Source organism: Leifsonia sp. (assembly GCF_051955155.1).
Classification (GTDB): domain Bacteria; phylum Actinomycetota; class Actinomycetes; order Actinomycetales; family Microbacteriaceae; genus Leifsonia.
In genome coordinates, this window is record NZ_JBQCGZ010000086.1 from 42,552 (window position 1) to 68,118 (window position 25,567).

Here is a 25,567-nt window from a genome sequence, read left to right on the forward strand (position 1 = left end):
AGCCGTCGGCCTCCGCGCCCTCTCACCGCTCGGGCGGGGCGTCGAGCCAGAGCACGGGGAGGCCGAGTCCGCGGACCTCGTCCGGGGACGCGGTGAGCGCGGCACCGGTGGCCGCGATGCCGTCCACCGCGAGCACGGCGTCCACCGCCTGCACCCAGTGCGCGGTGTCCTGCGTCTTGCGGCTCGCGTCCACCGCGACCCAGACCTGGTCGGGCGCGATGCCCGCGAGTTCCGTTGCCAGGCCGGGCACGGCATCCACGCCGGGCAGGCTGAACGCGCCGACCGCGGGATGCTCGCCGCGCACGCCGTCCGCCCGCGCCGCAAGCGCATCCCGTCGATCTGCGATCACGAGCGCCTCGCCGCCCGCATCGGCCGAGACCGCGAGCACCCGGGCCGCGGCGAGCGCGTCGCCGCCGAGCCCGACCACCAGCGTCAGGTCGCCCTTGCCCCGCAGCCGCGCGGGAGGCGGCGCGAACGTGGCGGCGAGGGGCACGTTGTTGTCGCTTTCAGCGCCCGAAAGCGACAACAACATGCCCTTCGGCGACTCAGAGGGGGCGGGAGGAGCGGCGGGTGCGGGAGAAGCGGGCGGTGCGGGAGGAGCGGCGGGCGCGGGGAGGTCCGTGGTGCGCACGAGGTCGTCGAGGATGGCCGCGAAGGCCGCCGACGACGTCGACACCGCCGGCAGCACCTCCTCCAGCTCGTCGGCGCCCAGCCACTCAGGCCGCGATCGGCTCCGCAATCCTCACCACCCCCACCGTCTCGATCGTCGCCTGCACGGCGGTCACCTCCTGATAGCTGAGCACCGCCAGGCCGGACAGCTGACCGGCCACGAGTCTCCGGATCGCCGGCCGCAGGGCCGGCGCGCAGACCAGGACGGCGGAGACGTTCGCCTCGTCCAGCTGCGTCGCGGTCTGCCGGATCGAGCCGAGCACCGCCTCCAGGCGGGTCGGGTCGAGCACGATCTGGGTGCCGTTCTCCGCCGGCCGCAGCCCCTCCAGCATCGCCTGCTCGAGCCCGGGGTCGATCATGATCACGCGCAGCGTCCCGCCGTCGAGGTGCGGGGCGACCACGGCCGGCCCGAGCGCGCCGCGCGCGGCCTCCACCAGCCCCTCCGGGTCGTTCGACACCTTCGCCCGGAGCGCCAGCGCCTCCAGGATGCGCGGCAGGTCGTTGATCGGCACCTGCTCGGCGAGCAGCCCCTGCAGCACCCGCTGCACCTCCGCCAGCGAGAGCAGGTTCGGGATGAGCTCCTCCACCGCGGGCGGGTTCACCTGCTTGACGCCCTCGGTGAGCTGGCGGACGTCCTCGCGGGTGAGCAGCCGTGCAGCGTTCGCGGTGATGATCGCCGACAGGTGCGTGATGAGCACCGAGACCCGGTCGATCACCGTCGCGCCGCCCAGCTCGGCGCTGTGCCGCATCTCGGACGGGATCCACTTGGCGGGGAGGCCGAACACCGGCTCGACCGTCGGCGTTCCGGGCAGCCCGTCCAGCGCGTCGCCCAGCGCGAGCACCCGGCCGCCCGGCGCCTGCCCGCGACCCGCCTCCACGCCGGCGATCTTGATCACGTACGTGGACGGCGGCAGCTCCGCGCTGTCGCGCGTGCGCACCGGAGGCACGATCACCCCGAGCTCCAGAGCGATCTTGCGGCGCAGCGCGCGCACCCGGGCGAGCAGGTCGTCCGTGGTGCCGCTCACGATGTCGACCAGGTCCGGCGCGAGCGTGATCTCGAGCGCGTGCACCCGCATCTGCTCCATCAGGTCCTCTGTCGTCTCGGTCTTGCCCGCGTTCGCGACGGCGGCCTGCGCCGCCTTCGCCTTCTTGGCAGCGGCCTGCGAGGTCTTGATGCGCTGCGCGGCGAGCACCAGGAAGGCGCCGACGAGCACGAACGGGATGGGCGGCATCCCCGGGATCAGCGCCATGACGATGGCGGCGCAGCCCGCGATCGTGAGCGCGTTGCGCGACTGGCTGAGCTGCCCGCTGGCGGTGGTGCCGATCTCGGTCTCCGCGTTCGAGCGGGTCACGATCATGCCGGTCGAGACCGCCATCAGCAGGGCGGGGATCTGCGTCACCAGGCCGTCGCCGATCGTCAGCAGCGTGTAGGAGTTGACCGCGTCGACGAGCTCCATGCCGCGCTGGATCATGCCGAGCGCGATGCCGCCGACCACGTTGATGACGATGATGAGGATGCCGGCGATCGCGTCGCCCTTCACGAACTTGCTCGCGCCGTCCATCGCGCCGTAGAAGTCCGCCTCCGCCGAGACCTCCGCGCGACGCGCCCTGGCCTGCTCCTCCGTGATGAGCCCGGCGTTCAGGTCCGCGTCGATGGCCATCTGCTTGCCCGGCATGGCGTCGAGGGTGAAGCGCGCGCCGACCTCGGCGACGCGCTCCGCGCCCTTCGTCACGACGATGAACTGGATGACGATCAGGATGAGGAACACCACGGCGCCGATGATGATCGAGCCGCCGACGGCGACGTGCCCGAACGCCTGGATGACCTGGCCCGCGTAGCCGTCGCCGAGCACGAGCCGGGTGGATGCGACGTTGAGGCCGAGCCGGAACAGCGTGGCGACCAGCAGCAGCGAGGGGAACACTGAGAAGTCGAGCGGCTTCTTCACGAACATCGTGGTGAGCAGGATGACCAGCGCCAGCATGATGTTGACGATGATCAGCGTGTCCAGCAGCCAGGCGGGCACCGGGATCACCAGCAGCATGATGATGCCGACGACGCCGATCGGGACGGCGACCTTCGCGGCGGTGGACTTCATGACAGACCTCCTGCGGGAACGGCTCCGGCGCGCGCGGCGCCGGGTGCGGCCGACGGGGCGGCCGAGGGGACGGGCGACGGCGACGGCATGGTGTGCACGCCGGCCGCCGCCCCGCGCGCCTTCAGGGACATGACGAACGCGAGCACCCGGGCGACCGCATTGTAGAGCTCGACCGGGATCTCGTCGCCGAGCCGGCAGCCCGCGTGCAGCGCCCGGGCGAGCGGGATGTCCTTCACGACCGGAACGCGCTCCTCCTCCGCCTTCTCGCGGATGCGCAGCGCGATGGCCCCCGCACCCTTGGCGACCACGCGGGGTGCGGACTTGCCCGGTTCGTATTTGATGGCGATCGCGATGTGCGTCGGGTTGACGAGCACGACGTCCGAGCCGCCGATCGCCGCGATCATCCGGTTGCGGCTCATCGCCAGCTGCCGGGAGCGGCGCTGCGACTTGATCAGCGGATCGCCGTCGGTGTTCTTGTTCTCGTCGCGCACCTCGCGCTTGGTCATGCGGGTGTGCTTGCGGTTCCTGCGCATCACGACCAGGACATCCAGCCCGGCGAGCACGAGGCCGGCGCCGACCGCCGCCTGCAGCAGGCCCGCCGCGCCGCCGCTCGCCGCGGACAGCAGCGAGGAGAGCGGCATGCTCCCGGAGGTCAGCAGCGTCGGCATCAGCCCCTGCACCACCAGGAACAGCCCGATGCCGACCACCGCGGACTTGAGCAGGGTCTTCGCGCCCTCCCAGAGCGCGCGCATCCCGAACACGCGGGTGAATCCCGTGACCAGGTTGAACTGCTCGAACTTGCCCGAGAGCCGCTTGACGTGGATGCCACCCTGCACCGCGGCGGCGCCGATCACCGCGATCGCGCCGACGACGAGCATCGGCCCGACCGTCGCCATGATGCTGCCGAGCCCGTCCCCCAGCGCCGCAACCGCCTTCGCCGGGTCGGGGCTCTCGATCACCGAGCGCACCGAGAACAGCTGATCGAGCGCGGCGTCGCTTCCGCGCTGAAGCGTGAACGGCAGCATCACGGCGGCGGCGCCGACGCCGACCCAGGCGGTGAGGTCGGTGGACTTGGCGAGGCGGCCCTTCTGGCGCGCCTCCTTCATCCGCTTGTCGGTCGCCTGTTCGGTGCGTTCCTGGGCGTCGCTCACCGCGTCACCCCCAGCATCGTCTTGACGGCGCCGTCGGTCAGCGACGACACCACGCCGGGCAGGGCGACGAACACGACCGCCGCCAGGACGATCGTGAGCATGATCTTGAGCGGGAAGCCGAGCGCGAGCGCGTTGAGCGCCGGCGCGACCCTGGTGAGCAGGCCGAGGGCCATGTCCGCGAGGAACAGCACGACGATCAGCGGCCCCGCGATCTGCAGGGCGGAGAGGAACATCTGGGTGAGGCCGGTGACCATCGCCTTCGCCGGGTCCGCCATCCCGAGCCCGGAGGCGAGGGGAACGGCGTCGAAGGTCCGCACCAGGCCGCCGATGATCAGCTGGTAGCCGCCGGTCGCGAACAGCAGCGCCAGCGCGGTCAGCTGGAACATCCGGGTGAACTGGGCGCCGTTGATCATCGACTGCGGATCGAACGCCTGCGCCAGCTGGAAGCCGCCGAACAGGTCGATCAGGCTGCCAGCAGACTGGATGGCCGCGAAGGTCAGGAAGACCAGGAAGCCGAGCGTCGCCCCCACCGCGAGCTCCTTGACCATGTCGAGCAGGAAGACGCCGGTGTCCGCCGTGTGGTAGCCGGCGCCGACGCGCGGGGCGACCGCGATGGCGAGGCCGATCGCGAGCATCCCCTTCACCTGCGCGGGGAAGCCGTTGTACGAGAACGGCGGCGCGATCACCAGGAAGGCGACCATGCGCAGCGACGCGAGGGCGATCGCCTCGATGGCGGCGAGGTCGATGGGGATGTTCATCAGCCGCCGCCCAGCAGCATCGGGATCTTCTCGAACAGCACGTGCGTGAACGAGACCAGCTCGGAGATCATCCACTGCCCGCAGATGATCAGGGCGACGGCGACGGCCGCGGCCTTCGGCACGAAGGAGAGCGTCACCTCCTGGATCTGGGTGATCGACTGGATGAGCGAGATCGCGAAGCCGACCACCAGGGCGGTCACCACGATGGGCGCGGCGAGCTTCGCCGTGACCAGCAGGCCCTGCATGGCGATGTCGAGGACGGCGTTCGCGTTCATCCGCCGCCCCGGTAGCTCGTGATCAGGCTCGTGACGATCAGCCCCCAGCCGTCGACCAGAACGAACAGCAGGATCTTGAACGGCAGCGAGATCATCACCGGCGGCAGCATCATCATGCCCATCGACATCAGCGCGGCCGAGACGACCATGTCGATCACGAGGAACGGCACGAAGATCACGAAGCCGATGATGAACGCCGCGCGCAGCTCCGAGATCATGAACGCCGGGATGAGCGTGAGCATGGGGACGGCGGACGCCGACTCCGGGTTCGGCCGGCCGGCCGCCCTGGTCATCAGCGCGATGTCCTCCTCGCGCGTGTGCGCGGCCATGAACCCGCGCAGCGGGGCCTCCGCGGCGTGCACGGCCGCGGTGAAGTCGATGTGCCCGGCGAGGTAGGGCTGGACGGCGGTGCTGTTGATGTCCACCAGCACCGGGCTCATGATGAACAGGCTGAGGAACAGCGCGAGGCCGGCGAGCACCTGGTTCGGCGGGATGGACGGCAGCGCGAGTGCGTTCCTCGTGATCGCGAGCACCACGAAGATCTTCGTGAACGACGACATCATCAGCAGCAGCGCCGGCGCGATCGACAGCACGGTGATGCCGACGAGGGTCAGGATGGCCGCGTTCGGCGTTCCGTTCGGGCCGTTGATGTCGACGGTGATGCCGGTGCCGCCGCCCGGTCCGGCCGGGCCGCTCGGGGTCGGCACCGGGGACGGGGTGGGGACGGCGTGCGCGGTCGTGGCGTTCAGCAGCAGGAACGCGAGGGCGATGAGCGCGACGAGGACGGCGGCGACCGCGAAGCGGGCGAGCCGCGGCGCGCGGGCGGCCGTCACTTCTTGGGCCGCACCGCCAAGCCCGCCTGTCGCCACGTCGCCGGTGACAGGATCGAGCCTTTGAGTGCCTCGTCGAAGACCGAGGCGCGTCCCTGCGCCGTGAGGAAGTCGGCATCCTGCCTGCTGTCCGTGGAGACCCGCGCCGCGGCGTCCGCCGCCGGCACGTCCTTGGCGAAGGTCCTGCGCACCGGCACCAGAGGGGTCACCTCTGCGTCCGCCTCCTGCGGACGGGCTCCGGCGTACAGCACGCTCACCTCTCGTTCCGTCACGCCGAGCACGAACCGGTTGCCGTCCACATCCACGACGACGACCGACGCCTTCGGCCCGACCCCCTGGCGGCCGACGACCGACACGGCGTTGCCACGCCGGGAACGGCCGCCGAGCCCGCGGCCCTTGGCGACGCGGCGCTGCACGAACCACAGCAGCCCGACGATCACGCCGAGGACGACGAGCACCCGGAGGGCGACGAACAGGGTCTCCACGGGTGCGACTATCGGCCGCCCCCGCGCCCCCGTTAGGCGCCCGTGCCCGTCCCGCCCCATCCCCCGCCATCCGTTCCGGAGTTGTTCACGCAACACGCCGACCGGATGCGTGCACAACTCCGGAACGGATGGCGGGAGTGGCGTGGGAGGCTGGGGTCCGTGACTGACATCGAGCTGGCGTACATCCCGCCGGGCACCGTCGCGCTGCACGACGCGCGCCAGAAGCGGCGCTGGAGCGTGGAGCTGGAGTCGTTCGAGATCGGCGTCTACGCGGTCACCGAGCAGCAGGTCGCCGAGCTGATCGGCGAGCCCGCCGCGCACCCCCGCCGCCCGGCGACCGGGATCAGCTGGCTGCGCGCCATCCGGTTCTGCAACGCCGCCTCCGAGTGGGAGGGCCTCGACCCCGCATACTCGTTCGACGGCGAGGACGTCACCTGGCACGTCGACTCCGACGGCTACCGCCTGCCCACCGAGGCGGAGTGTGAGCACGCGAGCCGCGCCGGCTAGACGGCCCCGCACTACGCCCCGCTCTGCGAGGTCGCGTGGACGAGCGCGGACGGCCTGTCCGCCCCGCACGACGTCGGCGGCAGGATGCCCAACCTGAACGGGCTGTTCGACACCCTCGGGAACGTCTGGGAGTGGTGCTGGGACTTCCTCGACCCCGCCCGCTACGACGACTACCGGGTGTTCCGCGGCGGCGGCTTCGCCGACGACGCCTGGAGCGTCCGCGCGTCGACACGCCGCGGCGGCTCCCCGCGCACGCAGCACGAGGACCTCGGCTTCCGCGTCGCCCGCGGCGGCTTCGACGCGGTGGACGCCGCGCAGGGCTGGTCGGCGGCGGCCGACGCCGAGCGCGCGGCCATCACCGCCCCGCTGCCTCCCGGCTGGACCCCGCGGCGCTGAGGCCTTCAGCGAGGTCGAGAGCGACGTCCGTGATCATGTCCTCCTGCCCCCCGATCAGCCGGCGACGGCCGACCTCGACCAGAATGTCCCTCGCGTCGATCCCGTGCCGCGCCGCCGCGGCTTCCGCGTGCCGCAGGAAGCTCGAGTACGCGCCCGCATAACCCACAGAGAGGGTTTCGCGATCGACCTGCACGGGCCGATCGTGGAGGGGCCGGACCAGATCGTCCGCGGCGTCCTGCAGGGCGAACAGGTCGGCCGCGACCTCCCAGCCCTGCAGCCGGGCGGCAGCGACGAACGGCTCGATCGGAGTGTTGCCCGCTCCGGCTCCGTGCCCGGCGAGCGATGCATCCACCCGGCATGCCCCCGCCTCCACCGCGACGATGGAGTTCGCCACCGCCAGCGACAGGTTCTGGTGCGCATGGATGCCGATCTGCGTCCCCGGGTCCAGCACGTCGCGGTAGGCCGCGATCCGGTCGCGGACGCCGTCCATCGTGAGCCTGCCCGCGGAATCGGTCACGTACACGCAGTTCGCGCCGTACGACTCCATCAGCTTCGCCTGCGCGGCGAGGGACGCGGGATCGGACAGGTGCGCCATCATCAGAAACCCCGACACGTCCATGCCCCACTCGCGCGCCGCCGCGACGTGCTGGGCGGCGACATCCGCCTCCGTGCAGTGGGTCGCGACACGGACCGAGCGTACGCCGGCATCGAACGCACGACGCAGGTCGTGCAGCGTGCCGATACCGGGCAGCAGCAGAGTGGTCAGAGTCGCGTTCTCCACGACGGCGGCGACGGCTGCGATCCACTCGGAGTCGCTGTTCGACCCCGGACCGTAGGTGAGCGAGCTGCCGGACAGCCCGTCGCCGTGGGAGACCTCGATCGCGTCGACACCGGCCGCATCGAGCGCCCCGGCGATCCGGGCCGCGTGCTCCGGGCTCAGCCGGTGCCGGATGGCGTGCATCCCGTCACGGAGGGTGACGTCCTGCAGGTACACGGCGGTCATGCTGCCGCCTCGCTGCGACGCGCGGCGATCAGGCGCTCCGCGGTGCGAAGCGCTGCGCTGGTCATGATGTCGAGGTTGCCCGCGTACTCCGGCAGATACATGGCTGCTCCCTGCACCTCCAGGAACACGCTCACGCGCGTGTATCCGCCCGGGTCACGCCGGTCGTCGGGGACGATCGTGTCGACCTCGTCGCCCTGGTCCTCGAACTGGACCGCCTGCTTCAGCCGGTAGCCGGGGACATAGCCGGCGACCTGCGCCACCCGCTCCGCTACGGACTCCTCGACCCGCGTACGGATCGCGCCGTCGAGCCTGCGAGTGAGCACCTGGACGGTGTCGCGCATGATCATCGGCGGCTCGGCGGGGTTGAGCACGATGATCGCCTTGCCTCTCGCCGCACCGCCCACCGCTTCCAGGGCAGCGGACGTGGTCTCGGTGAACTCGTCGATGTTCGCCCGGGTGCCGGGGCCCGCGGATGCGGAGGCGATGGACGCGACGATCTCGGCGTAGTGCACGGGCGTGATCGCAGCGATGGCCGCGACGACCGGGATGGTCGCTTGGCCTCCGCAGGTCACCATGTTGACCTCGTCCGCGTCCACGTGCGCATCGAGGTTGACCGCCGGCACGACGTACGGGCCGATCGCGGCCGGCGTCAGGTCGACGATGAGCTTGCCGTACTGCCGGAGCGCGTCGGCGTTCGCCACGTGTGCCAACGCGCTCGTCGCATCGAAGACGATGCCGATATCGTCGAAGCGCGAGCAGCCGATGAGGCCGTCCACCCCTTCGTGCGTCGTCTCGATGCCGAGACGGGCCGCGCGGGCGAGCCCATCGGAGGCCGGATCGATGCCGACCATCATCCCCATCTCCAGGGTGTCGGAAAGGCGGAGGATCTTGAACATCAGGTCGGTGCCGATGTTGCCCGATCCGATGATGGCGGCAGGTGTCTTTGACATGCTCACTCCTTCAGGGGAATGTCTTCGAGGATGTGCGGCTGGTCGAGCACCCACTGCGGCTCGCTGACCAGCAGGGACCGACCGCCGCTGCGGAGTTCGACGTCGACCACGTAGCGGAAACCGGCGTCCTCGGCCCAGCCGATCGCGGCGAGGTCGCGCTCCGGAACGGCGAGGACCACGCGCCGGCAGCGCGGCGCCTCCTCAAGCGCCGCGCGGGATGCCTCGCCCAGTTCAGAGGCTGTGACGTCGCCGGACACCCGCAGTTCCAGGTCGTTCGCGCCCGCGGGGTAGGCATCGGCGAGCTCGCCGCCGCGCACCCGCTCCGCCGTCACCGTGCCCGCACCGAAGCGGAACACTCGATCGGTGGTCGTCACAAGTCGTCACCTCCCGCTGCCGTCGCGAAGCCGCGAATCCCGATGCCGCCGTCGGCGTTGACGATCGCGCCGGTGATGACGCCCGCCTCTCGCCGGGACGCCAGCAGCACGTACGGCCCCGTGGAGTCGACGGGGTCGACGCTTGCGTCGTGCAGCGGCAGCCACATGTTCGGTCCCCGGGAGCCGTCGCGCTTGGCGAAGGACTGCTCGATCGACCGCTCCTGCATCCGGGCTGCTGCCGGCCCGCGCAGGTCGGTGCGCAGGCCGCCGACCGCAACGCCGTTGACCCGCACCTTCGGCGCGAGTTCGTAGGCGAGTTGGGTCACCAGTCCGCGCGTCGCGTGCTTCGCCGCCGTGTAGACGGGCCCGCCACCCGCACTGTAGAACGAGGCGTTGGACAGCGTCATCACGATGCTGCCCCTGCTCTCCACGAGCTCCGGCCAGGCGACCGACACCGCGAGCAGGTAGCCCTTGACGTTGATGTCGAAGAGTTCGTCGTAGATCGAGGCCAGCTCGGCGGTGCTGGTGCGCGTGATCGAGGCGTTGAAGTCCCAGATTCCGGCGTTCGGGACGAGGATGTCGAGCGTCCCGAACCGCCGGACCGTGCGGTCCACTGCGGCGAGCATGTCGTCCGCCGAGCGGACGTCGCCCTGGATGGCGAGGACCCGGCCGGCGTCTTGGCCGGCGGCCGCGACGACGCTCTCCAGACGTGCGGCATCGCGCCCGACGACGGCCACTCCCGCCGCGCCCTCCCGCAGGAAACGCAGCGCGATCGCCTTGCCGATGCCGGAGCCACCCCCGGTGATCAGGGCGACATCGCCCTCCAGCCAGCCGGTCATGCGCCCGTCCCAAGGAACTCGGAGACGAGTCGCTCGAATTCCGGTTTCCGCTCCACCTGGACCCAGTGGCCGCATCCTCCGAAGACGTGCAACCGGACGTCCCGCAGGGTGCGCAGCATGATCCACGCACCGTCGAGGGTGATGGTGCGATCGTCGCGGCCCCACAGCAGCAGCGTCGGGGCGGTGATCCGGTCCAGATCCTTCCACAGCGGATCCATCCCGCGTCGCGCGGCGAACGCCGCGTTGAGCCGGTGATAGAACGCGACGTGGTCGGGGTCGAGCGAGGCCTCGTACCTCGCGTGGATCGCAGCGTCGTCGAAGAGCCGGGGATTCGCGACCATCACCCGGATGAAGTTCTTCATCTTGCGCAGGCTCGGACCGTCGCCGTTGTAGTAGCGGAACATCTCCTTCTGTCCCTCGGTCGGCGTCGGGCCCGTCGGCAGCCAGCCGCCAGCCGGCGCCATCAGCACCAGACGCAGCACCCGGCTCGGATGCGCGATGGCCATCGCGAGGGCGGCGGCTCCTCCTAGCGAGTTGCCGAGGAGGTGGAACTGGTCGATCCCGAGCGCGTGCAGCGTCTGGTACATCGCATCGACGGTGATCTCGGTGATCGACCGCTCGGCGAGATCCGCTTCCGTCGGGCGATAGCTCGCCCCGAAACCCGGTTGGTCCGGAAGGATCACCTGGAAACCGGCGAAGGCGTCGAGGTTGTCGCGGTAGTTCGCGAGCGCGCTGGCCCCCGGCCCTCCGCCGTGCAACAGGACGAGGGGCTCGCCATCGCCCACGATGGTGACACCGATCGACCCCAGGGAGGTCTCGATCGTGCGCGTGTGCAGTTCCGGTGTTGCGATCATTCTCGGTTCCTCGGTGTCGTCTCAGAAGAAGGTGCTGATGTTCTTCATCAGCAGGACGCTCTGCTCGAACAGAATCGTGCGCTTGGCCACCTCGAACCCGTGCACGCCCTGCCTGCGCACGATGTCGACGCGCCCGCCCGCATAGATGTCGACCTCGGTCTGGAGACGATTCCGGTAGACGAGGAAGGCGCTCCTGACCTGCAGCAGTCCGTCCGACCGGACGCGCGCAGCAACGTTCGAGATCAGGTGGCGGGTGCGGCTCGGCGGGTCCTCCGCCCAGGCCATGCCCGAGTCGTAGCGCCGGATCCGCCAGGCGAGCGACTCCTTCGTCTCGTCGTAGAACGCCGCCTCACCCGGCGCCGACACGGCGAGCGCCTGCTGCCGCCGCACCCGGTTCGTCCGGGTCGGCGCCCAGTAGTGCAGGTCGTCCGCCAGCATCTCCAGCCAGTCGGCGAACCGTCCGTCGTCGAGGAACTCCGCTTCGAGGATGTAGAACTGGCCGACCTCGAAGTGCGTCTCGGCGTCGGCCAGCCGCATCCCGTCGATCTCGTCGCTCAGGATCGACGGACTGTCCGAGGTCGCCCCGTTCAGCGTCTGCGGGTTCAGGAAGGTCTCGGTCATGCTCTCATCCCACTTTCTGCGTCTCGTGACGCCTTCAGCAGCGCGCGCAGCGGCACCGCCGGGTCTGCGAGTTCGGCAGCCGACACCGGGATGCGCTGGTCGATCAGACGGCGGGCCGCGCGGACGGTGTTCGCGTCGTCCACCGTCGCCGCCCCGGCCAGCTGGCCGTCCTCGATCAGGAACACCGCGGGGTGCTGCGCGCCCTCGCGGATGACGACCTTTCCCGGGCCGCTCAGACGGCCGACAGCCTCGAGGTGGATGCCGTGCCTGTCCGACCAGAACCATCCGGCTCCTCGTTCGGGCGCGTCCAGCCCGAGGATGCAGGAGGCCGCCGCCGCGCCGGAGGACTGCGCAGCCTCCCAGTGCTCCTCGCGCCGGGCGAGAACGCCGTCCGGCTGCCGGCGGCGTGCGACATCGCCCGCGGCGAAGACGCGATCAGCCGATGTGCGCATCCGTTCGTCGACGATGACGCCGTCGTCCACGTGAAGGCCGGCTCGCTCCGCGATCTCGCTGTTCGGGACGATGCCGACGCCGACGACGACGAGATCGGCGTCGAACGCGCGGCCGTCGACGACCACCGACAAGCGTCCGTCCAACCTGTCGATGCGCTCGCAGACCCCGACCACCACCGCGATGCCGTGCTCGGTGTGCATCCCGTGCAGATGCCTGGCCATCCGCTCCCCGACCGCGGGCGCCAGGGGCACCTCGACGGGATCGACGAGCGTGACGGCGACGCCACGGCTCCGGAGGGACGAGGCGAGCTCCGCGCCGATCAGGCCGGCGCCGACGACGACGGCCGTCGACCCGGGGTGCGCCCTGTCCCGGATGGCCACCGCGTCCGCGTACGTCCGCAGCGACAGGACGCCCTCTCCGTCGGCGCCGGGAATCGGGAGCACCCGCGCCCGGCCCCCGGTGGCGATCAGCACCGTGTCCGCGTGCAGACCCTCGCCGGTGTCCAGCCGCACCCGCGCCTCGACCGGATCGAGGTCGACAGCGCGCGTGCCCAAAAGGGTCGCGATCCGCGCCTCAGCGAGCTCGCGCGCCGAGGCGAAGGCGAGGCGTTCGAGCCCGAAGTCCTCGGCGAACAGCTCCTTCGAGAGCGGCGGCCGATCGTAGACGGCCGGCTCGGTGTCCACGATCGTGATCCCGCCCTCGTGCCCGAGGGCGCGCAACCGGGTGGCCGCGCTGAAGCCGGCGAGACCGCCGCCGACGATGACGACGTCTCCCGCGTCCCGTGGGGTGCCGCCACTCATTCGCGCAGCCGTCCAGGATCGGGGATGACACGGATATCGTCGCCGTCGACGACCACCCGGTGACAGGCCACAGCCCTCGTGGCCGGCATCGACAGCACCGAACCGTCTGCGAGACAGAACCGAGCGCTGTGCAGCGGGCACTCGACGGCACCGTCCTCGACCCAGCCCTCCGCCAGGGACGCCTTCTCGTGCGAGCAGGTGTCGTCGAGCGCATAGAACTCGCCGCCGTCGTTGAAAACGGCGACGTCGTCGACTGTGCCGAGGACGTCCGCCGCGACCGCGATCCCTTCGCCGTCCGGGACGTCGCCCGTGGTGGCGACGACGATTCCCTCGGCCATTCACTCGCCCCTCTCGTGCCAGGCAGGCGTATTCATCAGCTCTGCCCAGCGTCGGTAGAACCGGCGGCCGGCCGAGTCGCTGTACAGGCCGCTCGTCGACCCCGGGTAATCGCTGTCGTGACGCTCGCTGCCGATGCCCATCTGATAGTTGAGCGGGAGGGTGTTGGTACGCCAGCCGTGCGAGATCGCCTGGATCTCGCTCCAGTTCTCTCCGTCGTCCTGCTCGAAGATGCCGGACGGGCCGAAGGTGCGCAGGTTGTAGAGACGCTGCGCGTTGCGCACCTCCTCCGGCATCGAGCGGTCGAGGACGGTCCAGGCCCAGACCTCCATCGCGTCCGGACCCTTCGGGTGCCACACCCGGATGCTGCCGTTGACCGGCAAGTACGAGAAGTTCGGGAACACGGTGGCGTGCGCGGTGGTCATCGGTCCCTCCGCCCGCGCATCGCCGAGGCGCTTCCGGAGCGCCGCGTAGTCGTAGTACTCGTGCACCGGTTGCGCATCGAACCTGCTCTTGGGATGCGTCGGGAAACCGGTACCGTTGCCGCGCTCGTCCGAATATTGGCGCCCTCGGGTGTCGGCGATCTCGGCCTTGGGTCCCTTGCCCGTCGGCGAGAGCACCATCAGCGCCGACGCGTGGCTCATGTTCACGTGGTACCAGTCGGTTCCGAACTGTTCGGCGGCGAGCTTCCAGTTGCCCTTGAGCACCCACTTGGTGATGCCGCCGACGACGGTCGTCCCCTCGGAGTCGCGGTCGAGGAACGCCTCCATGTACCACTTCATGTCGCCCAACTGGTCCAGCAGCGGCGGCGCCTCCGGGTTCCAGGTGGCGAAGATCAATCCGAGCACCGTGTCGAGCTGGGCGACTTCGAGGAGCCCCCACTGCGCACGGTCCCACTCGCCCTGCGGGTAGCCGTCCTCGTTCGGCACGCTGGTCAGCGTGCCCTCGAGGTCGTACGACCAGCCGTGATAGGTGCAGGTGAAGGCCCTCGTCGCGCCGTAGTCGGCGCGAAGCACGCGCGCCCCACGGTGCCGGCAGCTGTTGAGGTAGGCGCGGATGCGACCGCTCTTGTCCTTGGCGACGATGACCGGGTCCTCGCCCATGAACGTCGTGAAGAAGTCGCCGGGCTTTGCCAGCTGGTCGGCGTGGCCGAGGAACAGCCAGCTCGCCGCGAAGACGCGCGCCTGCTCCTGCTGGTAGAGGCGGTGGTCGGTGAAGATCGCCCGGTCGACGAGCCCGTTGTCCGCGTCGACCATGCCGCTGACGTCCACGCCCGGGATGAGTTCGGCCGGTCGGCACAGATCACCGCTGGGGTACTCAGGCCGCTGACCCTCGTGTGTGCTGGGCAGCTTGGTGATCGTCATCGTCATCGTCCTTCCGGGAGCGAATGCAGTCGGACGGGTGGGAATCCGCTCGCCCGAGCCGTCCAGGCGGAGCCCGCCGTCAGCGGGACGGAGGCTGCGACGGCGCCCGCGAGCACGACGTCCCCCGCCCGGAAGTCGTCGCCGTACGCGCCGATGGCGGTCAGGAGCCATCCGAGCGAGACGAGCGGGTCGCCGAGAACCGCGGAGCCGGGTCCGACGGCGACGGAGACGCCGCCGCGGTCGAGCTGGATCGCCTGGGACGGCAGCTCTGCCAGCAGGTCGGGAGTGGCGGCGCGGAAGCCGCCGCATACGATGCGGGCGGAGGAGGCGTTGTCCGCCACTGTGTCCGCCAGCGTGATCCGCCAGTCCTGGATGCGCGAGTCGATGATCTCCAGCGCGACCGCGACCCCGTCGATCGCCGCGACGAGATCGTCCCGCCCGGCGTCCCGCGCGACGTCGCTGCCGATCCGGAAGGCGAACTCGGCCTCCACCTTCGGCGCGATGAGAGTTGCCATGTCGACGACGCCGCCATCGGGGATCACCATCCGGTCGGTGATCGTGCCGAAGTCCGGCTGGTCGACGCCGAGCTGGCGCTGCATCGCGAGGGAGGTGAGGCCCACCTTGCGGCCGACAACGCGTTCGCCTGCGACCAGCCGCCGCTGCAGGTTCGCACGCTGGACTCGGTAGGCGTCGTCCACGGTGAGCCCAGGGATGAGCGAGGTGGGCGGCGGGATCGGGCACAGCGATTCCTCCGCCTCGTGGAGCGCGTCGGCCAGGAGCTTCAACTCTGCGGCGCCCCGCTCGGTGCTGATCGTCATTCAGCCATGTTCTGCGGCCACCGCGCGGCACGCGAACGCGTGTGCCGCGCGGTGGAACGGTGCGGACTCACTCCGGTGCTCGGGGCGGAAGGATCGGGTCATGCGCGCCGCCGTCGCCCTCGACCAGAACGAATCCGATCCGCTCGCCGGGCTCAGGCTGCTCGAGGTCCCCGTGCCTGAGCCGAGGGCGGGGTGGACCCGCATCCGGCTGCGGGCGGCGTCGCTGAATCCGCACGACACCTGGACGTTGCGCGGGGTCGGCCATCCCGCCGACCGGCTGCCGATCGTCCTCGGCTGCGACGGAGCGGGGGTCACCGATGATGGCCGCGACGTCGTCATCCGCCCGGTGATCGGCGACGCCGCGCGCGGCGGCGGCGACCTGACGCTCGACCCCGAGCGCGCCCTGCTCTCCGAGACCATCGACGGCACGCTGGCGGACGTCGTGCTCGTGCCGGACGCCCTGGTCGTCCCCAAGCCCGCGTCGCTGTCGTTCGCGCACGCGGCGTGCCTAGGCGTCGCATGGGGAACCGCCTTCCGGATGCTGTTCAGCCGTTCCGGGGTCGCGCCGGGCCACCGGGTGCTCGTCCAGGGCGCGAGCGGCGGCGTCGCGAGCGCCGCGATCGCGCTCGCCTCAGCCGCCGGCGCCCGCGTGTACGCCACGGCGCGCAGCGCGCGCAAGCGGGCGTTCGCGCTCGACTGCGGTGCCCACGCCGCGTTCGAACCGGGGGCGCGCCTCCCCGAGCGTGTGGATGTCGTCGTCGAGACGGTCGGCGCAGCGACCTGGGCCCATTCGCTGCGCTCGCTCCGGCCGGGCGGGACGGTCGTCGTCGCCGGGGCGACCAGCGGCTCGATGCCGCCGGCCGAGTTGCAGCGCGTCTTCTACCAGCAGTTGAGCGTGCTCGGCTCCACCGGCTGCACACGGCGGGAGTTCGAGGCGCTCCTGCGCTTCCTGGACACGACCGGCGTTCGACCGGTCGCCGAGCCGATCGCGTTCGATGCCATCGGCGACGGGTTCGGCCGGCTTCTGGAGGGCGATGTCCTGGGTAAGCTCGTCGTCGAGTTCGGGGACTCCTGAACGCGCTCCTCAGAAGCCGAGTTCCACCCGTGTCGTCGACACCTGGGGCGCTGTCGTGCACACCACGAGAGTCGCGGTCGGCGTGAGCGCCTCGAAGACATGCACGGCGTCGGCGGGAAAGCGGATGAAGTCGCCGCGCTCCGCGATCGCCGGGTCCGGTTCCAAGCCCAGTCGAAGTCGGCCGTCGATGACATAGCAGTGCCGCAGGGCGCCCCTGCTCATGGGCTTGTGGCGCGTTGCACCACGGGCCGCGGTCAGCCGGAGCACGACGTTCGTGACGTAGCCGGAGCCGAACACCTGATCGAGGCGGCGCACGTCGACTCCTCCCGTTCTCGTCCAGCGCGCGTCGCGCTCGGAGGTCATCGACAGCTCGCTGCCGAACTCGGTGAGCAGCGCGCGCACGGAGACACCGAGACCGTCGGCCAGCCGATCGAGCGTCTCCACGGTTGGGTTGCCGGAGGCGGCCTCGACGCTCGCGATCGTCTGTTTTGCCAGCCGCGAACGTCGAGCGAGTTCGCCGAGCGAGAGCCCGCGCTCGTGACGCAACCGGCGGGCGTTCCTGGCGACGAGTTGGCCGACTGTCATTTTGAACACCTCATTGCTGCGTCCGTATGTCTACTGTAGTGGACGATTCTGCGCGGCCTTCTGGCGCATCCGCGACACTGAGCGGACCCCATCAACGCCGATGGAACGGACGGGAGACATGGCAGAGACCGGTCGAGAACGGGACAGCAGGACAGCGGTCGACAAGGCTACGAGCGTCCTCAGGGCCTTCGGAACCGATGCGGACGTCGGCGTCGGCGTGAGCGAGCTCGCGCGAAGGGCCGAACTCAGCAAGTCCACGACTTTTCGGCTGCTCGCGACGCTGGAGCGCAACGGCTTCGTTGAGCGGGCCGGCACCGCCTACCGGATCGGCCGCGTCGTCCACGACCTCGGCGCGCAGGCCAGCACGCACGATCTGGACACTGTACGCGACCTCATGACACCGCATCTAGCCGACTTGTACGAAGCCACGCACCGCACGGTTCAGCTGGCGATGCTTCGAGGATCCCATGTGGTCTACCTGAACAAGCTCGAGGGCCATCAGCGGCTGCGCTCCCCCAGCCGGATCGGTGGCAGGATGCCCACCTACTGCACGGGCGTCGGCAAGGCGCTGCTCGCTTTCGACGCAGGCGCCGCCCACGTCGCGCTCGCGAGCCCGCGCCGCGCGTGGACGGCCGGCACGATCGTGGGCGAAGCAGAGCTCGCGGAGGAATTGCGCAGGGTCAGGCACGCCGGAGTCGCCGTCGACCGCGGTGAGACCCTGGAATCCTTGGTCTGCGTCGCCGCGCCCGTCTTTGGAGCGAACGGCCTTGCGATCGCGGCGCTCTCGGTCTCGGGCGACGCCGCGACGTTCAACCCGGCGTCGGTCGAACACATTCTCCGCCGGGTCTGCGTCACGGCCTCGCGGGCCGCGCGAATTCTCACTGCATGAGGTTCAGCGCAGACCGGCGGACGGCGTCGTCTCCAGGCTCCGTGCGTCGCCCTTGTAGACGAACGGGTCGCCGTACCAGGTGAGCCCGTCGGGGAACTGCTCGCGCTCCCACTTGATCGCCTCCCAATCGGGGTCGAAGATCAGGTAGCCGCCCGCGTAGATCTCGACGCGGTGCCCCGAACCGGGGTCGATCACGTACAGGTACATCGCCTGCCCGATGCCGTGCTTGCCGGGGCCGAGGTCGAACGTGACGTCGTAGTCGCGCAGGATGTCCGCCGCCGTGAGCACGTCGTGCAGATTCTCGAGGTTGAATGCGACGTGGTGCAGCTGACCGGTCTTCCCGAACGTGTTCGCCACGATGGCCAGGTCGTGCACTTGGGGGGTCACCGACATCCAGGAAGCGAGCACCGTCGTGTCGTCCCTGTGCAGGGCGTATTCGCGCCGGTTGAAGCCGAGCGTTTCACGCACCCAGCTCTCCGCCTGGTTGATGGTCTCGCGTGACGTCTGGATGTTGAAGTGGTCGATCCTGCGCACTCCGAGCCCTCTCCGCTTGGAGCTGTTGCTCGGAAGCGTCGACCGCAGTTCGGGGACGGCGAGCGGCTTCTCGATGTCGTAGTACAGCTCGAAAGGATGGCCGCCACCCGGCAGCAGGAAACGGACGGCGGTGCCGCGGCCGGACTCGGCTCCGCTCGGCACCTCGACTGCCTCGATCTCCTGCCGTTCCAACTCCTCGGCGAACAGTTCGACGTCCTGCGGCCGCTTCACACGGAAACTGTAGGAGTTGACGATGCTCTCGGCCTGCTGCGTGAGCACGAGCGAGTGGTGCGTGAGCTCCTGATTGCCCCGCAAGTAGGCCGTGTCCCCTGCGCGCTCGACGATCTCCATGCCGAGGAGGTCGGAGAAGAAGTGCAGCGAGGCCACGAGGTCCTTGGTGCCGAGGTTGATGGCTCCGCACTGGGCGACCTGGGGGCCGGGATCGTAGGAGTCGGAGAGTCTGCCCATGAGGGTGGTCCTTTCGTGTCTGACCGGTCAGCGATTCGTGACGGCGCGGATGGCCTCGGTGAACGGGGCCGATTCCGTCGAGGTCGACTCGGCGTCATCGAGTTCCTGTACGAGGCGCCGGATGTACGGCTTGTCGAGCTTGCCTGCGCCGTTGTGCGGAACGGCGTCGAGCACCACCAGCCTGCGCGGGAGCTTGTAGCGGGCGATCCGAGAGGACAGCCACTCGCGCAGGTCTTCGAGCGTGAGCGGGTCGCCCGCGAACGCGACGACGGCGCACACCGCCTCCCCCCACGCCGGGTCCGGCACCCCGATCACCGCGACATCCGTCACAGCGGGGTGGCCGTTCAGCGCGTTCTCGAGCTCCGCTGGATAGACGTTCTCGCCGCCCGTGATGACCATGTCCTTGAGCCGATCGACGACGAACAGGTATCCGTCGTCATCGGAGTAACCGAGGTCGCCGGTTCGGAACCAGCCGTCCGGCGTGAAGACGTTCTGCGTTGCCGCCGGATTGTTCCAGTAGCCGTGGCACACGTTCGGTCCGCGCACCCAGAGCTCACCCGTCGCCTCGGGCTCGTCGACCTCAGCGAGGGTCACCGGGTCGACCACCTTGACCTCCGTGTACGGCATCGGGATGCCGCAGGAGCCGAGCTTGGCGGAGGTCATCCCCGCCTCCAGATAGGTGGCGAACGGTGAGGTCTCGGTCAGGCCCCAGGCCTGCTGGATGGCGACGTCCTTCTCGACGTACGCCGCGATCAGCGCGGGCGGCACCGGCGAGCCGGCGACGATGGTGGACCGGAGCTGGGACAGGTCGGCGTCGGCGAAGCCCGGTTGCCGTTGGATGGCCGCCAGCATCGCCGGGACGACGAACATGCTGTTCACTCCGTGCGCGGCGAGGTCCTCGAGCGCTTGCGCCGGATCGAACACGCGCCGGACGACGACCGTCCCTCCGCGCGTGAGGGTGCGCAACGTCACGGCGTTGAAGCCGCCGATGTGGAACAACGGGGCGATCGCGAGGTTGACGTCCCCCACCCGCGTGTCCACCACAGCGTCCACGTTCACCCAGTTCCACCACAGATTGCCATGCGTCAGCATGGCCCCCTTCGGCTTCCCGGTCGTTCCCGAGGTGTAAAGCAGCGCGGCCAGATCGTTCTCATGCTGCGGGACATGCGGGATGGGACCGGTCTCCGCGGTCCGGAAGCCCAGGAAGGACTCCCAACCGCCGGCGACTGAGGCGGTTGACGCGACCGCCTGATCGTCGTCCACCACGAGAGCGCGTCGGATCCGCAGTTCCGGAAGGAACCCGTCGACCGTCGCGGCGTGGTCGGGCTCCGCCACCAGCACATCCGGCCTGGCGTCCTCCAGGACGACGCGAAGCTCCGGGCCGGCGAGCCGGAAGTTCAGCGGCAGGAAGGCGGCGCCCACCCAGATGGAAGCGAAGTAGGTGACCAGGAAGGTGAGGCTGTTCAGTCCCGCGTAGGCGACCCTGTCTCCCGGTCCGACCCCGTCCGCACGGAGCCCGGCGGCGAACCGTCCGGCGATCGCGTACAGCTCGGAGTACGTGACCTCGCGGCCTTCGTAGAGAACGGCGACGGCGTCGCCGTGGATTCTGCGGTACCGCTCGATCAACGGAATCGCACTGATGTCGTTGTTGCTCATGACGAGCACCTCCTGGCCCGGACGACGGTGTCCGAGAACAAGACTGTCGCCGGTGCGCGGTCGCCGAGGCCGGTCGTTCCGGACGACGGAACGTGGCCGAGACCGAACCAGTGTGACGGCGAGGCTGCTCGCTGCGCCGCCGGCGGCGGCGCTCGCCCTCAGTCCAGCTCTTCCGCGGCGTCCAGGATCTTGGTGATGCGCACGGCGTAGTCCTGGTCGACGACCACGATCTCGCCGTGCGCGATCAGCCGGCCGTTGAGGAGCACGTCCGCGGGGGACCCGGCGGAGCGGTCGAGCTCGATGACGGCGCCCGGCTCCATCGAGAGCACGTCGCGGACGGCCATCCTGGTGCGGCCGATCTCGACCGTGAGCGCCATCTCCACGTTGCTGATCCTGGCGAGCTTGCCGGCGATCGCCGAGGCGGGGGCCGGGCGGTCGATCGGGCCGCGTCCGCGGACCGCGAACCAGCCGGCGACGCCGGTCGCTCCGGTCAGCTCGAAGACGGTCGCGGCGGGGTCGGCGAACAGCTCTGCGGCGTCCTGCACGCGGGCGTCGTCCAGCACGCCGGCGCCGAGGGTGTCGCTCGCGGCCTCCAGGGCCGGCTGCAGCACGTCCTGCAGCGCAACGACCGGTGCGCCGTCCACCCCGTCGTCGACGAGCGCGGGAGCCTCCAGCAGGACGACGGCCAGGTCCGCGGAGACGGCGCCGACGAAGCTCGCGACCACGGCGCTGCCGGTGCGGCCGGCGAACGCGTCGCCGGTGTGCAGCAGCGGGGTCAGCGGAGCGCCGGTCGGCAGCACGGCGGCGAGCGCCTCTGCTGCCGCCTGCGCCTGCCCGAGGGAGAGCGCGGCGCCGGATGCGATGGCCATGTTCATCGGTTCAGTCCTCTGTCTTCACGATCACGCAGGCGAGCCTGCTCCCGCTGGAGCCCAGCGCGGCGCCGGCGACGGGCTGGCCGCCCACGGCGAGATCGAACGGTCGGTGGTGCGGGTGCGGGAGCGGCAGCACGTCGCCCACCGCGAGGCCGAGCACCACGCTCGGCTTCACGGTCGCCGGCGCCAGCCGCAGCGAGACGTCGACGGGCACGCGGGCGAGCTGCGCATCCACGAGCTCCCTGGCGTCCTCGGCGCTCGACGTCGGATTGGTCTCGCCGAGCTGCGGGAGCAGCACGGACGCCGGGAGGGCGAGCGTCGACATGGCGACCGAGTCGCCGACGCGCAGCTCGAACCCGGCCACGATCATCAGCTCGTTCGTCGCCGCCGCCTGGGCGAACTGCGAGTTGTACTGGATGGCGTCCACCGCGATCGGCGTCGCCAGGATGCTGCCGAGGGAGTAGCGCAGGTCCTCCAGCGCGTCGTCCATCAGCCGGCGGACGAGCGCGTGCTCGATCTGCGTGAACGTGCGCTCGGCCTGGACCGGGACCCCGGATCCGCCGAGCATCGCGTTCACCCAGGAGAGCGCGGCGGTCGTCGGGAACTGGATGACGCCCTTCGGGGCGACCCCTTCCAGCTCGCACAGCACCATCGCCGTCGTCGCGGGCAGCGAGGCCGCGTACTCGTCGTACGTCTGCATCGCGACGCGCTCGCAGGTGACCTGCGAGAGCACGCGGACCTTGGCCGTCAGCTGCGTCGCCCACTGCCGCGCGAAGGTCTCGAAGGCCAGCTCCAGCACGCGCGAGTGCTCGCGGGCGAGCGTGGTCGGCCGCCGGAAGTCGTAGGCCGGGATCTCCGGCGCTGGGGCCTGCAGGGTGGTCACGGGAGGCACTATCGGCAGCCCGCCGGGTGTCGTTAGCAGGTCGGCGCACATCCCGGTCCCCCTAACGACCGACCGGGGTGCGCCGATAGTGGCCCTGTGACGGCTCACCCGGAGCCGAGACCAGGATTCGCGCCCATGATCGTCGTCACCCGATTGAACGACAGCCAGTTTGCGGTCAACCCCGACCTCATCGAGCGCATCCACGCCAGTCCGGACACCACCCTCGTGATGGTGGACGGGGCCAAGTTCATCGTCACGGAGTCGATGGCCGAGGTCATCGAGAAGATCGCCGCATACCGTGCGCGGGTCATCGCGCTCGCGCACGAGATGCCCGCATCCGGTCCGCGTCCCGTGCCCGTCCCGCTGCCCGAGGCGGAGACGGCGCCGGCGGTACCGCTCCGTGCCAGGAAGAAGTAGCGAGGAGAGACTCAGCATGGATCCGGCAACGATCATCGGGATCGTCCTGGCCTTCGGCGCCGTCGTGGCGATGGTCACGATGGAGGGCGCGCACTTGAGCGCGCTCGTGCTGCCGGCCCCGATGGTGCTCGTGTTCGGGGCGACGATCGCGGTCGGGATCGCGAGCGGCACGCTCAAGGACTTCCTCGTGGCGGTGAAGGCGCTCCCGCGTGCCTTCCGCGGCAAGATCGAGCCGCCGCAGAAGGTCATCGACCAGGTGGTCGGCCTGGCCGAGAAGGCGAGGGCGAACGGCCTGCTCGCGATGGAGCAGGAGGCCGACGGGATCGACGACCCGTTCCTCAAGCGCGCCCTGCAGAACATCGCGGACGGCACGGACGGCGACGAGCTGCGCGTGCTGCTCGAGGACGAGATCGCCACCCGGTCGAAGAAGGACCGCGTCGCGGCCAAGTTCTTCTCCGGCATGGGCGGTTACGCGCCCACCATCGGCATCATCGGCACGGTCGTCTCGCTGACGCACGTGCTGGAGAACCTGTCCCAGCCCGCCGAGCTCGGCCCGATGATCGCCAGCGCCTTCGTCGCGACCCTGTGGGGCCTGCTCTCCGCCAACTTCCTCTGGCTGCCGATCGGCGCGCGGCTGCGCCGGCTCTCCGAGCTGGACGTCGAGCGGATGAACCTGCTCATGGAGGGCGTCCTCGCCGTCCAGGCGGGAAGCCAGCCGCGCCTCCTCGGCGAGCGCCTGCGCGCCATGGTCCCGGACGGCGACTCCGCCAAGCCGGCGAAGGGCCCGAAGGCCGTCCCCGCACCCGAGAAGGAAGCGGCCTGACATGTCCGCCCGCCGCCGGCGCAAGCACCAGGAAGAGGAGGAGCACGAGAACGAGGAGCGCTGGATGGCCTCCTACATGGACATGGTCACCGTGCTCATGTGCATGTTCATCGTCCTCTTCGCCATGTCGACGGTGGACGCCAAGAAGTTCGAGGCCCTGAAGAACTCGCTCGCGACGGGCTTCGGCCAGGTCAAGACCGAGAAGATCGACACCGCGACCGGCGTCGTCGTGCCCCCGGCGCACGTGAAGGACAACGGGACGACGACCGACTTCGCGCTGGCCCAGCAGGAGGCGCAGAACCTGGAGAAGCTGAAGGACAAGATCCAGGCGAGCCTCACCCGCGACGGCCTGCAGGACGCGGTGCAGATGAAGATCGACCAGCGCGGCCTCACCATCGGCCTCGTCGGCAGCTCGACGTTCTTCGCCTCCAACCGCGCCGAGCTGAGCGCGCAGGCGGTGCAGGTGCTCAACGACATCGGCCCGGTGCTCTCCCCCGAGCCGTACCAGGTGTCGATCGAGGGGCACGCCGACTTCCGCCAGCCGGGCGCCCCCTACCCCACCAACTGGGAGCTCTCCGCCGGCCGTGCGACGAGCGTCCTGCGCCACCTCGTGGAGAGCAACGGCTTCCCCGCCGCGCGCATCGCCGCGGTGAGCTACGGCTCGGCACGCCCGCTGGCCTCGGCCACCGGCTCCTCCGACCAGGACCTCGCCCAGAACCGCCGCGTGGACGTGGTGGTCCTGTCGAACCAGCCGGAACGCATCCGCGAGCTCATCCCGAAGGCGCTGCAGTCGGCGACGACGACGGCGGGGGCGAGCGGGTGAGGACGTCCGACGGTGTTGCCGTCGTGCCGCTCGCGCTCCTCGGTCCCTGAAACTCCGCGAGCGCGTCGTTCCCCTACCGCAGCCGCGCCGGCCGCACCCGCACCGGCGCCAGCCAGGCGGCGACGATCCCCGCGGTGATCGAGCCGGCGCACATGATCGCCGCGAGCACGACGACCTGGAACCGGCCCGCCTCCAGGGGCGAGACGCCGCCGAAGATCGCGCCCACGAACGCGCCGGGCAGCGTGACGAGGCCGGTCGTCTTGGTCTGGTCCACGCTCGGGATGAGCGCAGAGTAGACCGCGGTGCGCGCCTGTTCCAGCGTTGACTGGCGCGGGGTGGCGCCGAGCGCGAGCCAGCCCTCCACCTCGTCCCAGTGGTCGTCGACCGCCTCCGTGAACCGGCGGCCGGAGAGCGTGGCGATGCTCATCGAGTTGCCGATGACGATGCCGCCGATCGCCAGCGCGTAGCGCGCGCTGAACTCGATGGCCCCGGTCGCGAAGACCACCGTGAAGGTGACGACGACGCCCGTCGCCATCGCCACGGCCATCATGGTCCCGTGCGGCAGCGACCAGCCGATCCTGTGCGTGGCGGTGGCCGCGGCGACGCCGAACATGACGAGCAGCGCGAGCGCGACCCACACCGGGTTCGTGATGACGCCCGCGAGCACCACGCTGATGACCGCGAGCTGGGCTGCCCCGCGCAGGATCGCCAGCAGCGGCGCCCAGCGGTGCGGGACGCGGTACGCCGCGAGCACCGCGGTGGCCAGCAGCGCCAGCAGGGCAACGCCGAGCAGGGTGGGCGCGAGCTCGCGGACGATGGGCACGCGTCGAGCCTACGCGGCGGGATGCTTGAGGCATGGGCACCCGCGTCCTCGGCCTACGCGTCGCAGTCCGAAAGGGAGGATTCCGAGGGCGGCACGCCGCTAAATGACGGGAACGGAGGACGAAACTGGCGCGCAGCGCC

Annotated in this window: 28 protein-coding genes and 1 pseudogene; 6 read left to right on the forward strand and 23 right to left on the reverse strand. The window is 70.5% G+C overall.

Annotated features, from left to right (window positions below):
- Positions 1–22: 22 nt before the first annotated feature.
- Genes ACTHMF_RS08880 through ACTHMF_RS08910 form a run of 7 tightly spaced genes read right to left on the reverse strand, consistent with a single transcriptional unit; the run spans position 23 to position 6,264 of the window.
- Entirely contained in the window at positions 23–739 is a 717-nt protein-coding gene (locus ACTHMF_RS08880) for a hypothetical protein (RefSeq protein ID WP_440317155.1), read from the reverse strand.
- Complete coding sequence (locus ACTHMF_RS08885; protein ID WP_440317156.1) at positions 717–2,765, reverse strand: flagellar biosynthesis protein FlhA; 2,049 nt, start codon at positions 2,763–2,765, stop codon at positions 717–719. Before ACTHMF_RS08885 ends, ACTHMF_RS08880 begins: the two co-directional genes overlap by 23 nt.
- Positions 2,762–3,916, reverse strand: coding sequence for an EscU/YscU/HrcU family type III secretion system export apparatus switch protein (locus ACTHMF_RS08890; protein WP_440317157.1), 1,155 nt, complete (start codon positions 3,914–3,916; stop codon positions 2,762–2,764). Before ACTHMF_RS08890 ends, ACTHMF_RS08885 begins: the two co-directional genes overlap by 4 nt.
- Positions 3,913–4,674 carry a flagellar biosynthetic protein FliR gene (locus ACTHMF_RS08895; RefSeq protein ID WP_440317158.1) on the reverse strand — a complete coding sequence of 254 codons (762 nt, stop codon included), beginning with the start codon at positions 4,672–4,674 and terminating at the stop codon, positions 3,913–3,915. The genes ACTHMF_RS08890 and ACTHMF_RS08895 overlap by 4 nt, the downstream gene beginning before the upstream one ends.
- On the reverse strand, positions 4,674–4,949 hold the full coding sequence (locus ACTHMF_RS08900) for a flagellar biosynthetic protein FliQ (RefSeq protein WP_314148020.1): 276 nt from the start codon (positions 4,947–4,949) through the stop codon (positions 4,674–4,676). The genes ACTHMF_RS08895 and ACTHMF_RS08900 overlap by 1 nt, the downstream gene beginning before the upstream one ends.
- Positions 4,946–5,782 (reverse strand): flagellar type III secretion system pore protein FliP, encoded by an 837-nt coding sequence (gene fliP / locus ACTHMF_RS08905; RefSeq protein ID WP_314148021.1) that lies wholly within the window; start codon positions 5,780–5,782, stop codon positions 4,946–4,948. Before fliP ends, ACTHMF_RS08900 begins: the two co-directional genes overlap by 4 nt.
- Positions 5,779–6,264 (reverse strand): flagellar biosynthetic protein FliO, encoded by a 486-nt coding sequence (locus ACTHMF_RS08910; RefSeq protein ID WP_440317159.1) that lies wholly within the window; start codon positions 6,262–6,264, stop codon positions 5,779–5,781. Before ACTHMF_RS08910 ends, fliP begins: the two co-directional genes overlap by 4 nt.
- A gap of 159 nt (positions 6,265–6,423) precedes the next feature.
- Here ACTHMF_RS08910 and ACTHMF_RS08915 point away from each other — a divergent pair.
- Positions 6,424–7,167: pseudogene (locus ACTHMF_RS08915) on the forward strand (formylglycine-generating enzyme family protein).
- On the opposite strand, the gene dmpG reads toward ACTHMF_RS08915, so the two are convergent.
- The 10 genes from dmpG to ACTHMF_RS08965 are packed head-to-tail and all read right to left on the reverse strand — an operon-like array spanning position 7,127 to position 15,579.
- The gene (gene dmpG, locus ACTHMF_RS08920) at positions 7,127–8,170 is read right to left on the reverse strand and encodes a 4-hydroxy-2-oxovalerate aldolase (protein ID WP_440317160.1); all 1,044 of its coding nucleotides are present in this window, start codon (positions 8,168–8,170) and stop codon (positions 7,127–7,129) included. The pseudogene ACTHMF_RS08915 and the gene dmpG overlap by 41 nt on opposite strands.
- The gene (locus ACTHMF_RS08925) at positions 8,167–9,120 is read right to left on the reverse strand and encodes an acetaldehyde dehydrogenase (acetylating) (RefSeq protein WP_440317161.1); all 954 of its coding nucleotides are present in this window, start codon (positions 9,118–9,120) and stop codon (positions 8,167–8,169) included. Before ACTHMF_RS08925 ends, dmpG begins: the two co-directional genes overlap by 4 nt.
- A gap of 2 nt (positions 9,121–9,122) precedes the next feature.
- Positions 9,123–9,494, reverse strand: a complete 372-nt coding sequence (locus ACTHMF_RS08930) for a hypothetical protein (RefSeq protein ID WP_440317162.1) — start codon at positions 9,492–9,494, stop codon at positions 9,123–9,125.
- Positions 9,491–10,333 (reverse strand): SDR family NAD(P)-dependent oxidoreductase, encoded by an 843-nt coding sequence (locus ACTHMF_RS08935; protein WP_440317163.1) that lies wholly within the window; start codon positions 10,331–10,333, stop codon positions 9,491–9,493. Before ACTHMF_RS08935 ends, ACTHMF_RS08930 begins: the two co-directional genes overlap by 4 nt.
- Positions 10,330–11,187, reverse strand: coding sequence for an alpha/beta fold hydrolase (locus ACTHMF_RS08940; RefSeq protein ID WP_440317164.1), 858 nt, complete (start codon positions 11,185–11,187; stop codon positions 10,330–10,332). The genes ACTHMF_RS08935 and ACTHMF_RS08940 overlap by 4 nt, the downstream gene beginning before the upstream one ends.
- Before the next feature lie 21 nt (positions 11,188–11,208).
- The gene (locus ACTHMF_RS08945) at positions 11,209–11,808 is read right to left on the reverse strand and encodes an aromatic-ring-hydroxylating dioxygenase subunit beta (RefSeq protein ID WP_440317165.1); all 600 of its coding nucleotides are present in this window, start codon (positions 11,806–11,808) and stop codon (positions 11,209–11,211) included.
- Positions 11,805–13,061, reverse strand: a complete 1,257-nt coding sequence (locus tag ACTHMF_RS08950) for an NAD(P)/FAD-dependent oxidoreductase (protein WP_440317166.1) — start codon at positions 13,059–13,061, stop codon at positions 11,805–11,807. The genes ACTHMF_RS08945 and ACTHMF_RS08950 overlap by 4 nt, the downstream gene beginning before the upstream one ends.
- The gene (locus ACTHMF_RS08955; RefSeq protein WP_440317167.1) at positions 13,058–13,399 is read right to left on the reverse strand and encodes a bifunctional 3-phenylpropionate/cinnamic acid dioxygenase ferredoxin subunit; all 342 of its coding nucleotides are present in this window, start codon (positions 13,397–13,399) and stop codon (positions 13,058–13,060) included. Before ACTHMF_RS08955 ends, ACTHMF_RS08950 begins: the two co-directional genes overlap by 4 nt.
- The gene (locus ACTHMF_RS08960; protein WP_440317168.1) at positions 13,400–14,761 is read right to left on the reverse strand and encodes an aromatic ring-hydroxylating oxygenase subunit alpha; all 1,362 of its coding nucleotides are present in this window, start codon (positions 14,759–14,761) and stop codon (positions 13,400–13,402) included.
- A 2-nt stretch (positions 14,762–14,763) separates the two neighbouring features.
- Entirely contained in the window at positions 14,764–15,579 is an 816-nt protein-coding gene (locus ACTHMF_RS08965; protein WP_440317169.1) for a 2-keto-4-pentenoate hydratase, read from the reverse strand.
- 100 nt (positions 15,580–15,679) lie between these two features.
- On the opposite strand from ACTHMF_RS08965, the gene ACTHMF_RS08970 reads away from it, so the two are divergent.
- A complete protein-coding gene (locus tag ACTHMF_RS08970; protein WP_440317170.1) occupies positions 15,680–16,654 on the forward strand; it encodes a zinc-binding dehydrogenase in 975 nt (324 codons plus the stop codon).
- Between the two features lie 9 nt (positions 16,655–16,663).
- On the opposite strand, the gene ACTHMF_RS08975 is transcribed toward ACTHMF_RS08970, so the two are convergent.
- Complete coding sequence (locus ACTHMF_RS08975) at positions 16,664–17,239, reverse strand: helix-turn-helix domain-containing protein (protein ID WP_440317171.1); 576 nt, start codon at positions 17,237–17,239, stop codon at positions 16,664–16,666.
- Positions 17,240–17,357: 118 nt separating this feature from the next.
- Here ACTHMF_RS08975 and ACTHMF_RS08980 point away from each other — a divergent pair, with 118 nt between their 5' ends.
- The gene (locus tag ACTHMF_RS08980; protein ID WP_440317172.1) at positions 17,358–18,128 is read left to right on the forward strand and encodes an IclR family transcriptional regulator; all 771 of its coding nucleotides are present in this window, start codon (positions 17,358–17,360) and stop codon (positions 18,126–18,128) included.
- A 3-nt stretch (positions 18,129–18,131) separates the two neighbouring features.
- Here ACTHMF_RS08980 and ACTHMF_RS08985 read toward each other — a convergent pair whose 3' ends face one another.
- From ACTHMF_RS08985 to ACTHMF_RS09000, 4 genes are all read right to left on the reverse strand, one after another.
- On the reverse strand, positions 18,132–19,130 hold the full coding sequence (locus ACTHMF_RS08985; protein ID WP_440317173.1) for a VOC family protein: 999 nt from the start codon (positions 19,128–19,130) through the stop codon (positions 18,132–18,134).
- Between the two features lie 27 nt (positions 19,131–19,157).
- Positions 19,158–20,786 carry an acyl-CoA synthetase gene (locus tag ACTHMF_RS08990; RefSeq protein ID WP_440317174.1) on the reverse strand — a complete coding sequence of 543 codons (1,629 nt, stop codon included), beginning with the start codon at positions 20,784–20,786 and terminating at the stop codon, positions 19,158–19,160.
- A gap of 158 nt (positions 20,787–20,944) precedes the next feature.
- Positions 20,945–21,661 carry a flagellar motor switch protein FliN gene (gene fliN, locus ACTHMF_RS08995; protein ID WP_314148917.1) on the reverse strand — a complete coding sequence of 239 codons (717 nt, stop codon included), beginning with the start codon at positions 21,659–21,661 and terminating at the stop codon, positions 20,945–20,947.
- Between the two features lie 4 nt (positions 21,662–21,665).
- Positions 21,666–22,541 carry a flagellar motor switch protein FliM gene (locus tag ACTHMF_RS09000; protein ID WP_314148918.1) on the reverse strand — a complete coding sequence of 292 codons (876 nt, stop codon included), beginning with the start codon at positions 22,539–22,541 and terminating at the stop codon, positions 21,666–21,668.
- Positions 22,542–22,676: 135 nt separating this feature from the next.
- Here ACTHMF_RS09000 and ACTHMF_RS09005 point away from each other — a divergent pair, with 135 nt between their 5' ends.
- The 3 genes from ACTHMF_RS09005 to ACTHMF_RS09015 are packed head-to-tail and all read left to right on the forward strand — an operon-like array spanning position 22,677 to position 24,604.
- The gene (locus ACTHMF_RS09005) at positions 22,677–22,958 is read left to right on the forward strand and encodes a flagellar FlbD family protein (protein ID WP_314148919.1); all 282 of its coding nucleotides are present in this window, start codon (positions 22,677–22,679) and stop codon (positions 22,956–22,958) included.
- A 16-nt stretch (positions 22,959–22,974) separates the two neighbouring features.
- The gene (locus tag ACTHMF_RS09010) at positions 22,975–23,781 is read left to right on the forward strand and encodes a motility protein A (RefSeq protein WP_314148920.1); all 807 of its coding nucleotides are present in this window, start codon (positions 22,975–22,977) and stop codon (positions 23,779–23,781) included.
- A gap of 1 nt (position 23,782) precedes the next feature.
- Positions 23,783–24,604, forward strand: coding sequence for a flagellar motor protein MotB (locus ACTHMF_RS09015; RefSeq protein WP_314148921.1), 822 nt, complete (start codon positions 23,783–23,785; stop codon positions 24,602–24,604).
- Between the two features lie 73 nt (positions 24,605–24,677).
- On the opposite strand, the gene ACTHMF_RS09020 is transcribed toward ACTHMF_RS09015, so the two are convergent.
- Positions 24,678–25,427, reverse strand: a complete 750-nt coding sequence (locus ACTHMF_RS09020; protein ID WP_440317175.1) for an ABC transporter permease — start codon at positions 25,425–25,427, stop codon at positions 24,678–24,680.
- Between the last annotated feature and the right edge of the window lie 140 nt (positions 25,428–25,567).